General features: G+C 62.7%; 11 protein-coding genes. 9 read left to right on the top strand and 2 right to left on the bottom strand.

Annotated elements, in window-relative coordinates; all coding sequences use genetic code 11:
* Window positions 1-199: 199 nt before the first annotated feature.
* The 6 genes from yghU to FQ668_RS13785 all read left to right on the top strand — a co-directional run bounded on the left by yghU (window position 200) and on the right by FQ668_RS13785 (window position 7,168).
* Complete coding sequence (gene yghU, locus FQ668_RS13810; protein WP_019438540.1) at window positions 200-1,042, top strand: glutathione-dependent disulfide-bond oxidoreductase; 843 nt, start codon at window positions 200-202, stop codon at window positions 1,040-1,042.
* 191 nt (window positions 1,043-1,233) lie between these two features.
* A complete protein-coding gene (locus FQ668_RS13805; RefSeq protein ID WP_014591212.1) occupies window positions 1,234-2,937 on the top strand; it encodes an amidase in 1,704 nt (567 codons plus the stop codon).
* 82 nt (window positions 2,938-3,019) lie between these two features.
* Window positions 3,020-3,694 carry a transcriptional regulator gene (locus FQ668_RS13800; protein WP_026031942.1) on the top strand — a complete coding sequence of 225 codons (675 nt, stop codon included), beginning with the start codon at window positions 3,020-3,022 and terminating at the stop codon, window positions 3,692-3,694.
* On the top strand, window positions 3,691-4,608 hold the full coding sequence (locus FQ668_RS13795) for a pyridoxal-phosphate dependent enzyme (protein ID WP_019438542.1): 918 nt from the start codon (window positions 3,691-3,693) through the stop codon (window positions 4,606-4,608). Before FQ668_RS13800 ends, FQ668_RS13795 begins: the two co-directional genes overlap by 4 nt.
* 185 nt (window positions 4,609-4,793) lie before the next feature.
* Entirely contained in the window at window positions 4,794-5,891 is a 1,098-nt protein-coding gene (nspC, locus tag FQ668_RS13790; protein ID WP_014591215.1) for a carboxynorspermidine decarboxylase, read from the top strand.
* Between the two features lie 32 nt (window positions 5,892-5,923).
* Entirely contained in the window at window positions 5,924-7,168 is a 1,245-nt protein-coding gene (locus tag FQ668_RS13785) for a saccharopine dehydrogenase family protein (protein ID WP_003248123.1), read from the top strand.
* Window positions 7,169-7,298: 130 nt separating this feature from the next.
* Here FQ668_RS13785 and FQ668_RS13780 read toward each other — a convergent pair whose 3' ends face one another.
* Window positions 7,299-8,345 carry a class I SAM-dependent methyltransferase gene (locus FQ668_RS13780; RefSeq protein WP_014591216.1) on the bottom strand — a complete coding sequence of 349 codons (1,047 nt, stop codon included), beginning with the start codon at window positions 8,343-8,345 and terminating at the stop codon, window positions 7,299-7,301.
* 244 nt (window positions 8,346-8,589) lie between these two features.
* On the opposite strand from FQ668_RS13780, the gene FQ668_RS13775 reads away from it, so the two are divergent.
* Window positions 8,590-9,918, top strand: coding sequence for a UDP-glucose/GDP-mannose dehydrogenase family protein (locus tag FQ668_RS13775; RefSeq protein WP_019438543.1), 1,329 nt, complete (start codon window positions 8,590-8,592; stop codon window positions 9,916-9,918).
* Window positions 9,919-9,927: 9 nt separating this feature from the next.
* On the opposite strand, the gene mqo is transcribed toward FQ668_RS13775, so the two are convergent.
* Entirely contained in the window at window positions 9,928-11,547 is a 1,620-nt protein-coding gene (gene mqo, locus FQ668_RS13770) for a malate dehydrogenase (quinone) (RefSeq protein WP_019438544.1), read from the bottom strand.
* A gap of 144 nt (window positions 11,548-11,691) precedes the next feature.
* Between mqo and FQ668_RS13765 the strand changes: the two genes are divergently transcribed.
* A complete protein-coding gene (locus FQ668_RS13765; protein WP_014591219.1) occupies window positions 11,692-12,912 on the top strand; it encodes a putative DNA modification/repair radical SAM protein in 1,221 nt (406 codons plus the stop codon).
* Entirely contained in the window at window positions 12,903-13,751 is an 849-nt protein-coding gene (locus tag FQ668_RS13760) for a TIGR03915 family putative DNA repair protein (protein WP_014591220.1), read from the top strand. The genes FQ668_RS13765 and FQ668_RS13760 overlap by 10 nt, the downstream gene beginning before the upstream one ends.
* Window positions 13,752-13,805: the final 54 nt, after the last annotated feature.

Genomic DNA, 13,805 nt, shown 5'->3' with positions numbered 1-13,805 from the left:
GCCAGCGGTTCCTTACAGGACGAAGGGATAACCCAGCATAAAACCGGCCGGAGTTGTGCCGGATGAAAACTGGATGAAACCGCCGTCATGCAAGCTGCGCCTGCACCCTGTGCATTTGCGCATTGCGTCGAACCCGTGGCATAGATGCAGGTCAACGTTTTCACGTGACCGTTTTCGCGCCTTTGAAGGAGATTCATGCATGAGCAAGCCTGCCTACGTGCCACCCAAAGTCTGGCGCAACGACGCAGCCTCCGGCGGCCAGTTCGCCAGCATCAACCGCCCGGTAGCCGGCCCGACTCACGACAAGGACCTGCCGCTGGGCAAACACCCGCTGCAGCTGTATTCCCTGGCTACGCCCAACGGCGTCAAGGTCACCATTGCCCTTGAAGAGCTGCTTGCCCTGGGCCACGCCGGTGCCGAATACGATGCCTGGCTGATTCGCATCGGCGAGGGTGATCAGTTTTCCAGTGGCTTCGTCCAGGTCAACCCCAACTCGAAGATTCCTGCCCTGCTCGACCGCAGCGTGGAGCCGCCGGTGCGGGTGTTCGAATCAGGTTCGATCCTGCTGTACCTGGCAGAAAAGTTTGGAGCATTGCTGCCGAAATCGCCGGCTGCGCGCACCGAATGCCTGAACTGGTTGTTCTGGCAGATGGGTGCGGCGCCTTACCTGGGCGGTGGTTTTGGCCACTTCTACGTGTATGCACCAGAAAAGTTCGAGTACGCCATCAACCGCTTCACCATGGAGGCCAAGCGTCAGCTGGACGTACTTGATCGTCGCTTGGCCGAAAGCCGTTATCTGGGCGGTGAGGAATACAGTATTGCTGATATTGCCGTGTGGCCGTGGTATGGCCAGCTGGTACGCGGCAACCTGTATGACGCTGCGCAGTTCCTGGCGGTTGACGAGTACCCGAACGTACAGCGCTGGGCCGAGGACATCGCCCAGCGCCCTGCTGTGCAGCGCGGTACACGCGTGAACCGTACCTGGGGAGATGAACACAGCCAGGTGCCGGAGCGCCATAGCGCCGCCGACCTGGAAGGTTGACGCAGACCGTGTGGGAGCGGCCCTTTGACAATAAAAGGCCGCCCCCATAATGGGCCCGGTGACGCCTGTGAACACCCCCGACAATGCCCCCCTGCATAAAACCATTTGCCCCTGCGCAAACCTGCGTCCGCCAAGCCCTTCTTGTACACTCCTCGCATTAGCCCCCACCTGCACATTTTTTTGGTGAACGCATGATCGAGGTAACCGAGGTTTCCATTGCCGAGCTGCGCGACGCGCTCGAGTCGGGCCGCACGACAGCGGTCGAGCTGGTCAAGGCCTACCTGGCGCGCATCGACGCCTACGATGGCGCTGACACGGCCACTGCCCTTAATGCCGTAGTGGTACGCAACCCGGAGGCGCTGAAAGAAGCCGAGGCCTCCGATGCCCGCCGCGCCAAGGGCCAAGTGCTTAGCCCGCTGGACGGCATCCCCTACACCGCCAAGGACAGCTACCTGGTCAAAGGCTTGACTGCCGCCTCCGGCAGCCCTGCCTTCAAGGACCTGGTCGCCCAGCGCGACGCCTTCACCATCGAGCGCCTGCGCGCCGCCGGTGCCGTGTGCCTGGGCAAGACCAACATGCCGCCCATGGCTAACGGTGGCATGCAACGCGGCGTCTATGGCCGCGCCGAAAGCCCGTACAACGCCAACTACCTGACCGCGCCCTTCGCCTCGGGCTCGTCCAACGGTGCCGGAACCGCCACCGCCGCCAGCTTCAGCGCCTTTGGCCTGGCCGAAGAAACCTGGTCCAGCGGCCGTGGCCCGGCGTCCAACAACGGCCTGTGCGCCTACACCCCGTCGCGCGGGGTGATTTCGGTGCGTGGCAACTGGCCGCTGACACCGACCATGGACGTGGTGGTGCCCTATGCCCGCACCATGGCCGATCTGCTGGAAATCCTCGACGTGGTGGTAGCCGATGATGCCGACAAGCGCGGCGACCTGTGGCGCCTGCAGCCATGGGTGCCAATCCCCGCTGCCTCGACGGTACGTCCGGCTTCGTACCTTGAACTGGCGGTAGATGCCAGCGCGCTCAAGGGCAAGCGCTTTGGCGTACCACGCATGTATATAAATGCCGATCCCGACGCGGGCACCGCCGAGAAGCCAGGCATCGGTGGGCCGACCGGCCAACGCATCAACACCCGCGCCACGGTGATCGACCTGTGGCAACAAGCACGCCAGGCCCTGGAAGCGGCGGGTGCCGAGGTACTGGAAGTGGACTTCCCGCTGGTGTCCAACTGCGAAGGCGACCGCCCAGGCGCGCCGACCGTGTACAACCGTGGCATCGTCAGCAAAGCATTCCTGCATGATGAACTGTGGGAACTGTCGGGCTGGGCCTTTGACGACTTCCTGCGCGCCAACGATGACCCCAAGCTTAACCGCCTGGCCGATGTCGACGGGCTGAAGATCTTCCCCCACGACCCGGGCACCTTGCCCAACCGTGAAGATGACCTGGCTGCCGGCATGGACGAGTACGTCAACATGGCCAAACGTGGCCTGAAGACCTGGGACCAGATCGAGACCCTGCCCGACGGCCTGCGCGGCCTGGAGCAGACCCGCAAGCTGGACCTGGAAGACTGGATGGACAAGCTGGGCCTGGACGCGGTGCTGTTCCCCACCGTAGCCGACGTTGGCCCGGCCGATGCCGATATCAACCCGGTATCGGCGGACATCGCCTGGAGCAACGGTGTCTGGGTAGCCAACGGCAACCTGGCAATCCGTCACCTGGGCGTGCCGACCGTGACCGTGCCGATGGGCGTGATGGCCGATATCGGTATGCCGGTGGGGCTGACCTTTGCCGGGAAGGCCTATAGCGACAACGCGCTGCTGAGTTTTGCTGCCGCGTTCGAAGCCACCGGCTCGCGCCGGATGATTCCGCCGCGCACGCCGGCGCTCGGCTGAGTCTTACAGGGCCCACAAAAGCAGATCGCGAATTTCAACCATATGTGTAAAAATGCACAAACAGTTGATTTTGCGATCTGCCATGCCTATCACCCCCAGCGAAGAACGCCAACTCACCCTCACCGTGCTCAAGGCCGCCATCCAGGCCCTGGGCAGCGTTGCCGCGCGCAATATGGAAATACTCCTGCACGACCTTGACCACCCCGAACACTCGGTGGTGGCGATCATCAACGGTCATCTTTCCGGCCGCAGCTTAGGCAGCCCGATCCTCGCCGCACCGGAGCAGGACCAGGGTTTCAAGGCACTGATGCAGGCCTCGGCCGACCAGCACGGCAGTGAGCCGGTGGTGCTGCCCGATTACCCCACTACGCTCAAAGGCCGCACGCTACGAAGTGCCACGGCAATCTTCCGTGACAGCAGCGGCCACCCGTTCGCCAGCCTGTGCGTCAACACCGACGTCACCGGCCTGGATGCTGCCATGAACTTTCTCCAGCAGTTGCAGCCGCTGGGGGCCATACCTGCGGTCAACGAACCTGCCGACATGGAGCTGCTGATGAGCGAGATCATCCAGGCCGCCCTGCAGCGCAGCGGCCAGGGGCGGATGAACAAACAGGCCAAGGTCGAGGCCGTGCGCGTCATGCAGGAGCGCGGCCTGTTCATCGTCAAGGGCGGCGTCGAGAAGGCTGCCAGCGCCCTCGGCGTGACGCGCTACACCATTTACAACTACCTCGAGCAACTACGCGGAGCCAGCCAATGACCTTGCACATTCATACCCCCCTGATCGAATCGCGCCCGCTGTCGTTGGCGGCCGGTCGTAATATCTGGCTCAAGCTCGACGCCCTGCAACCCTGCGGTTCGTTCAAACTGCGCGGTGTAGGCCACGCCTGCGAGGTACACCACGCGCGTGGCGCCCGGCACTTTGTGTCCTCGTCAGGTGGCAATGCCGGTTTGGCAGTCGCCTACGCCGGACGCAAGCTGGGGGTGCCGGTGACCGTGGTGGTACCCGAAACCACCACCGAACTGGCCAAGCAGCTGCTGCACCTGGAAGACGCCAAGGTGGTGGTGCACGGCAGTTCATGGCAAGAGGCCAACGCCCTGGCACAGACACTGGTAGGCCCGAACGATGCTTTCATCCACCCGTTCGACGACCCACTGCTGTGGGCCGGGCATGCCAGCCTGGTGGATGAAGTGGCCGAAGCCGGCCTGAAGCCGGACGCGGTGGTGTTGTCAGTCGGCGGGGGCGGCTTGCTCAGTGGCGTGGTAGAGGGGCTCAAGCGCAATGGCTGGGGCGATGTGCCGGTGCTGGCAGTGGAAACCGAGGGCGCGGCGTCGCTGCATGCGGCCATGCAGGCTGGGCATTCGGTGGAGCTGGAGCGCATCGCCTCGGTGGCGACGTCGCTGGGGGCCAAGCGTGTGGCTGATCAGGCGCTGACGTGCGTGCAGCAGCATCCGGTGCACAGCCATCTGGTCAGCGATCGCGCAGCGCTGGAGGCCTGTGAGCGGTTTTTGCTGGACCACCGTGTGCTGGTCGAGCCCGCGTGCGGGGCGGCGTTGGCAGTGGCCTATGATGCCAAGGCACTGGGCGCCTTGCGCAATGTACTGGTGGTGGTCTGTGGCGGCGCTACCGCAACACTGGAGCAGATCCGGGCCTGGCTGCATCAGGCAGACTGAAGCTGCCATCTGTCGGGGGTGATTACGACAGTCACATGCACCTGATCTACTAGGCTCGCCGCAACCGAAAAAGCCCTCGCAATAGCGTCAACCCTGACGAAATGCGTATCCCGCCCTTTCGGTCTGCGGCAAGTGAAGGCACAATGCGTGTCCTTTTTTTGGCCGGCCTGGCCGGGGGCCTTTAAATGATCAAGACGCCGTATTACCTCATCGATAAAACCAAGCTGCTCAGCAACATGGAGAAGATCGCCTACGTGCGCGAACACTCTGGTGCCAAGGCGCTGCTCGCCCTCAAGTGCTTCGCCACCTGGTCGGTGTTCGACCTGATGCAGCAGTACATGGACGGTACCACCTCGTCCTCCCTGTTCGAGCTCAAGCTCGGCCGCCAGAAGTTTGCCGGCGAAACCCATGCCTATAGCGTGGCCTGGGCCGACGACGAGGTCGAGGAGATGCTTGAGAACTGCGACAAGATCATCTTCAACTCGATCGGCCAACTGCAACGCTTTGCCGACCAGTCCGAAGGCAAGGTGCGTGGTCTGCGCGTCAACCCGCAGGTCAGCAGCTCCGACTACCTGCTGGCCGACCCGGCCCGCCCGTTCAGCCGCCTGGGCGAATGGGACCCGGCGAAGATCGAGCAGGTGATCGAACAGATCTCCGGTTTCATGTTCCACAACAACTGCGAGAACGGTGACTTCGGCCTGTTCGACAAGATGCTCACGCACATCGAAGAGCGTTTTGGCCACCTGCTGCACAAGGTCGAGTGGGTCAGCCTTGGTGGCGGCATTCACTTCACCGGTGAAGACTATGCAGTAGACGCCTTCTGCGCGCGCCTGAAGGCGTTCTCGGAAAAATACGGCGTGCAGGTTTACCTGGAGCCGGGCGAAGCCGCCATCACCAACAGCGCCTCGCTGGAAGTGACCGTGCTCGACACCCTGTACAACGGCAAGCACCTGGCCGTGGTCGACAGCTCGATCGAAGCGCACCTGCTCGACCTGCTGATCTACCGCCTCAACGCCAAGATGGCCCCCAATGACGGCGAGCATACCTACATGGTCTGCGGCAAGTCATGCCTGGCCGGTGACATCTTCGGCGAGTACCAATTCGACCGTCCGCTGGCCATTGGCGATCGCCTGTCGTTCATCGACACGGCGGGTTACACCATGGTCAAGAAAAACTGGTTCAACGGGCTGAAGATGCCTTCCATCGTGGTCAAGCAGCTCGACGGCAGCGTCGAAGTCGTCCGCGAGTTCGGTTTCGAAGACTACGTTTCCAGCCTGTCGTAAGACCGGCTTTCAAGTAAGGAGCAAAGGGTAAATTGAAGAAGAACGTTCTTATCATTGGTGCAGGAGGTGTCGCCAAGGTGGTGGCCCACAAGTGCGCGCAGCATAACGACGAACTGGGTCGTATCGCCATCGCGTCACGGAACATCTCCAAATGCCAGGCCATCATCGACAGCGTCAAGGCCAAGGGTAGCCTCAAGGTACCCGCCGACATCCAGGCCTTCTCGCTCAATGCCCTCGATGTCGAGGCAACCAAGGCGCTGATCCGCGAAACCGAATCGCAGATCGTGATCAATGTGGGTTCCGCCTTCCTCAACATGTCGGTGCTGCGTGCTTGCATCGATACGGGTGTCGCCTATCTGGACACCGCTATCCACGAAGAGCCGGGCAAGATCTGCGAGACCCCACCGTGGTACGGCAACTACGAGTGGAAACACCTCGAAGAGTGCCAGGCAAAGAACATTACCGCCATTCTCGGCGTCGGTTTCGACCCGGGTGTGGTGAACAGCTACGCCAAGCTGGCGCAGCAGCAGTATTTCGACAGCATTGATTCGATCGATATTCTCGACGTCAATGCCGGTTCGCATGGCAAGTACTTTGCCACCAACTTCGACCCGGAAATCAACTTCCGCGAGTTCACCGGACAAGTGTGGAGCTGGCAGAACAGCCAGTGGACCAGCAATACCATGTTCGAGGTCAAGCGTACCGACGACCTGCCAGTGGTAGGCTCGCAAAACCTGTACCTGACCGGCCACGATGAAGTTCACTCGATTTCGAAGAACCTCAACGTCCCGAACGTGCGCTTCTGGATGAGCTTCGGCGAGCACTACATCAACGTGTTCACGGTTCTGAAGAACCTGGGCCTGCTGAGCGAGCAACCGGTGAAAACCGCCGAAGGCCTGGAAGTGGTACCGCTGAAAGTGGTCAAGGCCGTACTGCCAGACCCGGCCTCGCTGGCCCCTGGCTACACCGGCAAGACCTGTATCGGCGATTTGGTCAAAGGCACCAAGGATGGCCAGCCCCGCGAAGTGTTTATCTACAACGTGGCCGACCACGAAGAAGCCTACGCCGAGACCGACAGCCAGGGCATTTCCTACACCGCCGGGGTACCGCCAGTGGCCGCTGCCCTGCTGGTCGCTCGTGGCGAGTGGGATGCCAAGCGCATGGTCAACGTCGAGGAGCTGCCAGCCGAGCCGTTCCTCAAGGCGCTGGACGTGATGGGCCTGCCGACCCGCGTCAAAGATGAAAAAGGCGATCGTCCTTGGGACGCTGAAGCCTAAGCGACAAACAGAAGGGGTGCCATGTAGCACCCCTTCTGCTTTCCAGGTCCAGGATCGCCACAGGCCTGAAACAAGCACGTAACCTGTGGCAGCGGGCGAGCCCGCGAAGAATCCGGCACAAGATCACGTTCTACTTGCGGGCCTCCAGAATCAGGTTGAACGGCGTCTGCGTCGCCCGCCGGAACCTGCTGAACCCTGCCTCCTCGAAGACCGCCCGCAATCGCGCCTCCCCGGCCTGCGCACCCAACCCCAGCCCCACTTCCTGCGACAACGAATTGGGCGTGCAAATAAACGTCGAGGCTGCATAGAACAAGCGCCCGACCGGTGTCAGGTTACCCTCCAGCGAGTCCTCGGCATACGGCTCAACCAGCATGACCGTGCCATCAGCCTTCAAAGCACGGTAGGCATGCCGGGCTGCCCCGACCGGGTCACCCATGTCGTGCAGGCAATCGAAGAAGCACACCAGGTCATGGTCATGCCCCGGGTACTCCTTGGCGCTGGCCTGCTGGAAGCTCACCCGCGCCTCCAGCCCCGCTTCACGTGCACGCGCGTTGGCGGTGACGATCGAAGGCTGATGATAGTCGTACCCCACGAAGGTCGACGCCGGAAACGCCTGCGCCATCACCAGCGTCGAGGCACCATGACCGCAGCCCACATCCGCCACCTTGGCGCCCGCTTGCAGCTTGGCCACCACACCCTCCAGTGCCGGCAGCCAATCCGCTACCAGGAAGGTGCGATACCCCGGCCGGAAAAACCGCTCGGTACCGCTGAACATGCACGGGTGGTGATCGCCCCAGGCCAACCCGCCATCGCCGCGCATGGCGGCTACCAGCTTGTCCTTGTCATGGAACAGCGCCGCCACCACTGCCGCGCCGCCGGCCATGTAAGCCGGGGAGTCCTCCAGCGCCAGGGCCATGGCCTGTTCTTCAGGCAGCACAAAACGGCCCTTGTCATGGACCATGTAGCCCGATGCCGCCTGGGCATTCAACCATTCTCGCACCAGCCGCGGGTGGCAGCCGGTCTTTTCCGCCAGTTGCTCAGGGGTGACCGCCTGGCTGTCGGCCATGGCCCGGTACAGCCCCAGTTCATCGCCGAGAATGACATTGGCCAGCGTCGCCGCCGCGCCCATGTCGCCCACCAGCTTGCCCATGAAATCGTGAAGCCTTGCCTCGTCCATGACCTGCCCTCCTCTGCAAGAAGGCCATCGCCAACGAGGGACATCCGCTCCGGGAAGGCGGTGGTCGGTTCAAGGGTTTTCGTTCGCGGTACAACGCGCTACCGCGAGCTGTCAGTAAGTTTAGATGCTCTGCCTGGGCGACGTGGAATAACGGCCATATGGTCCACGCGCGCATCCTTCAGGTCACAATTCCTAAACAACGATGTGACATTTTTTTTCAGCTTTCCTATCAAGGAGCTGTCAAATGAAGGTCACGGTTTTCGGAACCGGCTATGTCGGCCTGACCCAGGCGGTGTGCCTGGCCCAGGTAGGCCATTCGGTGTTGTGCATGGATGTCGATGCCGATCGGGTGGCCAGCCTGAATGAAGGCCATTGCCCGATCTTCGAGCCCGGCCTTGCGCCGCTGCTGGAGAAGAACCTCGCCTGCGGTCGGCTGCGCTTCACCACTGATGCCGCAGTGGCTGCCAACTATGCCAGGTTGCAGTTCATTGCCGTCGGTACTCCACCGCAAGCCGACGGCAGCGCCGACCTGAAGCACGTTTTCGCCGTGGTCGACAGCATCCTCGAGCACGCTGACGGGCCCAAAGTCATCGTCAACAAGTCAACCGTGCCGGTGGGTACGGTACACCGCATCAAGGCACGCATCGCCCAGGCCGTGGCCGATACCAGCCGCTTCCAGGTGATCAGCAACCCGGAGTTTCTCAAGGAAGGGTCTGCGGTGGATGACTGCATGCGCCCCCAGCGCATCATCATCGGCGGCGCAGAAGCGGCCGAAGTGGAGTTGCTACGCGAGCTTTACCTGCCGTTCAACCGCAACCGCGAAAAGTTCATGGTCATGGACGCGCGCAGTGCCGAGCTGACCAAGTACGCAGCCAATTGCATGCTGGCCACCAAGATCTCCTTCATCAACGAAATCGCCAACCTGGCCGAGCACCTGGGGGCCGATATCGAAATGGTGCGCCGTGGCATCGGCTCGGACCCGCGCATCGGTTACGACTTCATCTACGCTGGCTGCGGTTTTGGCGGCTCGTGCTTCCCCAAAGACCTGCAAGCCTTGCGCCACAGTGCCGAGGCAGAAGGCTTCGAGACGCAGTTGCTGCGCGCAGTAGAGTCGGTCAACGAGCAGCAGAAGGGCCGGCTGTTCAGCAAGATCCAGCGCCACTACCCTGGCGGCCTGCGGGGCAAGGTGTTTGCCCTGTGGGGGTTGTCGTTCAAGCCCAATACCAATGATATCCGCGAAGCTTCCAGCCGGGTCCTGCTGGAAGCACTGTGGGCCGCGGGCGCGCGGGTGCAGGCTCACGACCCTCAGGCCATGGAAGAAATCCGGCGCCACTACGGCCCGCGTGCCGACCTGCAACTGGTGCCCTGCAAGGACGATGCGTTGCGGGGCGCCGATGCCCTGGTGATCGTCACCGAATGGCAGGACTACCGTGTGCTCAACCTGGACGAGGTGCCGCAGCAGCTGGCCGACCGGGTGGTGTTCGATGGCCGCAACCTGTACGAACCCGAGCACATGGCCTCGGCAGGGCTGACTTACTACGGCATCGGACGTGGCAAGATTGCGCCAGCTTGACTGCAATGATTACCGGCTGGCCACTCCCTGGCTGTCAGCCGGCCTTATCGACTCAGGGCGCTGCGGACTGACAGGCGGCTCAAGCTGCAGCACCTCGTTGGTATATGCCCACTCCTTCTCTAGCTGATCCGGGTGGTCGTTCAGGCGGATGCCATAGGACGGGATGATCTGTTTGATCTTGGCCTGCCACTCGGGCGACGCCACCTTGTTCTTGAACACCTTGTTCAACACATCGAGCATGATAGGCGCAGCGGTCGACGCACCGGGAGAGGCCCCCAGCAAGCCGGCGATACTGCCGTCCCTGGACGTCACCACCTCGGTACCGAGCTTGAGCACGCCGCCCAACGCTTCGTCTTTCTTGATGATTTGCACCCGCTGACCCGCCTGCCACAGCCGCCAGTCTTCTTTCTTCGCCTCGGGGAAGTAGGTGCGCAGCGCTTCGAAGCGGTCATCGTCCGATTGCAGCACCTGCCCGATCAGGTACTGCACCAGGTCGAACTCGCGTACCCCTACTCGCACCATCGGCCAGGCATTGTGCACGCTGGTACTGGCGAGCAGGTCAAGCAATGAGCCCTGCTTGAGGAACTTGGTCGAGAAGGTGGCGAACGGCCCAAACAGGATCAGGCGCTTGCCATCAAGTACCCGGGTGTCCAGGTGCGGCACCGACATGGGCGGCGCACCGGTTGCGGCAATGCCATAGGCCTTGGCCATGTGGCGCTGGGCGATAGCCGGGTTGTCAGTGACCAGGAACGAGCCACCGACCGGGAAGCCGCCATAGTCCTTGGCCTCGTCGATACCCGACTTCTGCAGCAGCGGCAGTGCCGCCCCGCCAGCGCCGATGAACAGGAACCGGGCATCGGTGGCTGCCTTGCTGCCATTCTTCAGATTCTTGTACTCGACGTGCCAGGAACCGTCGTCGTTACGGGTGATGTCCTGCACTTCGCTCGACAGCTTGAGATCGAAGTTCGGCCGCGTCTGCAGGTAACCCACATACTGCCGGGTGATCTCGCCAAAGTTGACGTCGGTGCCGATCGGCGTCCAGGTCACGGCCAGCTTCTGGTTGGGATCGCGGCCTTCCATCATCAGCGGGACCCATTTGCGGATCTGCTCGTGGTCTTCGGAGTACTGCATGGGTTTGAACAGGGGGCTGGCCTGCAGGGCCTCGTAGCGTTTTTTAAGGAAACGAATGTTGTCATCGCCCCAGACAAAGCTCATGTGCGGGGTGGTATTGATGAACGAATGCGGATTTTTCAGCACACCCTGCTTGACCTGCCAGGCGAGAAACTGGCGCGTTACCTGGAACGACTCGTTGATTTCAACCGCCTTGCTGATGTCGATCTTGCCGTCTTTTTCCGGGGTGTAGTTCAACTCCGCCAGGGCCGAGTGGCCGGTGCCGGCGTTGTTCCAGCCGTTGGAGCTCTCCTCGGCTACCTTGTCCAGACGCTCGACCATTTCCATCGACCAGCCGGGCTCCAACTCGTTGAGCCACACGGCCAAGGTAGAACTCATGATGCCGCCGCCCACCAGCAGCACATCGACCTTCCTGGTTTCCGCCGCTTGGGCATTGAGCATGCCGATGGCCAAGGCCAGCCCGGCCATCGCCAGTTTTGGCTTGATGGTGATCTTCATAACCTCTCCCGCGCCTCGTTGCTGTCCGTGGTTCAGCCACAAGCTTAGCCGACGCGTTTAGTCGGGTATGACGACGCACAAACACTTGCAATCGGCCACATCTCAAAATACTGTATGAATACTCAGTATCGCAGGTCAGCCACCATGCAACTCATCGCCAAACTCGGCATCCTTGCCGACGCAGCCAAGTACGACGCCTCCTGCGCCAGCAGTGGTGCGCCCAAGCGCAATTCGCGCGGCGCTGACGGCCTGGGCGCTACCAATGGCATGGGTATCTGTCACAGCTACACCCCCGACGGCCGCTGCGTATCACTGCTCAAGGTACTGCTGACCAACTTCTGCCTGTATGACTGCCAGTACTGCGTCAACCGCCGCTCCAGCAACGTGCCACGCGCGCGCTTCAGCCCCGAGGAAGTGGTACGCCTGACCCTGGACTTCTACCGGCGCAACTGCATCAGCGGCCTGTTCCTCAGCTCTGGCATCATCCGCTCGGCGGACTACACCATGGAGCAGCTGATCCGTGTGGCCCGGCTGTTGCGCGAAGAACACAGCTTCCGCGGCTACATCCACCTCAAGGCCATCCCCGATGCCGACCCGCTGCTGATCGAAGAGGCCGGGCGCCTGGCCGACCGCCTCAGCGTCAACATCGAACTGCCCACCGACGCCAGCCTCAAGCGCCTGGCGCCGGAAAAGCAAGGGCGCACCATTCGTCAGGCCATGGGCGTGATCCATCAGGGCCAGCAGGCCGTGGCCAACGAGCCCAGGGCGCCGCGCTTTACCCCGGCCGGGCAGAGCACCCAAGTCATCGTCGGCGCCGACAGCACCGACGACAGTACCTTACTGCGCAATGCCGAGTCGCTGTACCAGGGCTACGGGCTCAAGCGCGTGTACTACTCCGCCTTCAGCCCGATCCCCGACAGCCCCGGCAGCGTGCCCCTCGCCGCACCACCGCTGCTGCGCGAACACCGCCTGTATCAAGCCGACTTCCTGCTGCGTGGCTATGGCTACAAGGCTGGCGAGCTGCTGGGCCACAGCGGTAACCTGGCACTGGACATAGACCCCAAGCTGGCCTGGGCGCTGGCCAACCGCGACGTGTTCCCGCTGGACGTGAACCGCGCGGAACCTGCGCTACTGGCGCGTATCCCCGGCATCGGCCTGCGCAGCGTACAGCGCCTGGTCGCCTTGCGCCGGGAGCGGCGCATCCGTTATGACGACCTGATCCAGCTGCGCTGCGTGCTGGACAAGGCACGGCCGTTCATCGTCACCAGTGACTACCGCCCCGCCCAGGCCGAGCTGCGCAGCGGCTTGCTGCGAGCGCGCTTGAGTGAGCCGCCAGCGCCCGTGCAGATGGGGTTATGGGGGTGATCGCACTCGACTGCGACGACCTGTTCGCCACCTGGCGCGACCAGGCCCGGGTGTTGTTGAGCCATGGCATCGACCCGTCGGAAGTCACCTGGTCGCAAGGCCCGATGGCGGACCTGCTGGCCGTGCCGGCTGCGCCGCCTGAAGGGCCTGGCCCTTTCCGGGCCAAAGTCCCGGCCGCACTGCTGAGCCAGTTGGAGCAGGCCTCTCGCTACCGTGGCGAACAGCGCTGGAACCTGCTGTATGAAGTGCTGTGGCGTGTCGCCCATGGCGACCGCACGGCAATGCTGGCCGGTGACCGGCTGGGCAGTGAGCTGCAACGGCGCATCAAGCAGGTAACCCGCGAGGCGCATCACTTGCACGCGTTTGTACGCTTCGTGCCGTTGCCTGAGGAACTGGCAGAGCACTTGCAGCTGGATCTGGTGGCCTATCACGAGCCGGCACACGACATTCTGCACAGCGCCAGCGCCCACTTCGCCGACCGCTTGGGGCGTTTGCGCTGGTTGATTGCCACGCCACAGGATGGCATTCGCTTCGACGGCCAGTCGTTCGACTACCAGCGACAGTGCCCCGAGCCCTGGCGCCAGTGGGCCCGCAACGCCGAAGACCCCGGCGCCGAACTCTGGCGCACCTACTACCGCCATACCTTCAACCCGGCCCGCCTCAACCCGGATGCCTTGCGCCTGCACATGCCAGGGCGGTTCTGGCGGCATTTGCCGGAAGGCATGCTTATACCGCAGCTTGAAGGCCTGGCGCGCCAAGGCAAACAGCGGGACGGCCAAGCCCTTGAGGTGGCCTCGCAAACCGGCAAGACCATCAGCAAGCCTGCGCGCTCGGTGTAGCCGCGGAGCCCGATGCGGCCCCGTCGGGGCACAAGGCCGCAGCTACAGCGAAAA

Origin of the sequence: Pseudomonas sp. Kh14 (genome assembly GCF_900291005.1) — a bacterium.
Lineage (GTDB): Bacteria > Pseudomonadota > Gammaproteobacteria > Pseudomonadales > Pseudomonadaceae > Aquipseudomonas > Aquipseudomonas alloputida.
This window is presented reverse-complemented; position numbering and strand designations above follow the sequence as displayed.

Excerpts from the sequence above, each read along its gene's own strand:
- yghU (WP_019438540.1), top strand. The coding sequence starts at position 200 with ATGAGCAAGCCTGCCTACGTGCCACCCAAAGTCTGGCGCAACGACGCA.
- FQ668_RS13805 (WP_014591212.1), top strand. The coding sequence starts at position 1,234 with ATGATCGAGGTAACCGAGGTTTCCATTGCCGAGCTGCGCGACGCGCTC.
- FQ668_RS13775 (WP_019438543.1), top strand. The coding sequence starts at position 8,590 with ATGAAGGTCACGGTTTTCGGAACCGGCTATGTCGGCCTGACCCAGGCG.
- FQ668_RS13800 (WP_026031942.1), top strand. The coding sequence starts at position 3,020 with ATGCCTATCACCCCCAGCGAAGAACGCCAACTCACCCTCACCGTGCTC.
- mqo (WP_019438544.1), bottom strand. The coding sequence starts at position 11,547 with ATGAAGATCACCATCAAGCCAAAACTGGCGATGGCCGGGCTGGCCTTG.
- FQ668_RS13760 (WP_014591220.1), top strand. The coding sequence starts at position 12,903 with ATGGGGGTGATCGCACTCGACTGCGACGACCTGTTCGCCACCTGGCGC.
- FQ668_RS13765 (WP_014591219.1), top strand. The coding sequence starts at position 11,692 with ATGCAACTCATCGCCAAACTCGGCATCCTTGCCGACGCAGCCAAGTAC.
- FQ668_RS13795 (WP_019438542.1), top strand. The coding sequence starts at position 3,691 with ATGACCTTGCACATTCATACCCCCCTGATCGAATCGCGCCCGCTGTCG.
- nspC (WP_014591215.1), top strand. The coding sequence starts at position 4,794 with ATGATCAAGACGCCGTATTACCTCATCGATAAAACCAAGCTGCTCAGC.
- FQ668_RS13780 (WP_014591216.1), bottom strand. The coding sequence starts at position 8,345 with ATGGACGAGGCAAGGCTTCACGATTTCATGGGCAAGCTGGTGGGCGAC.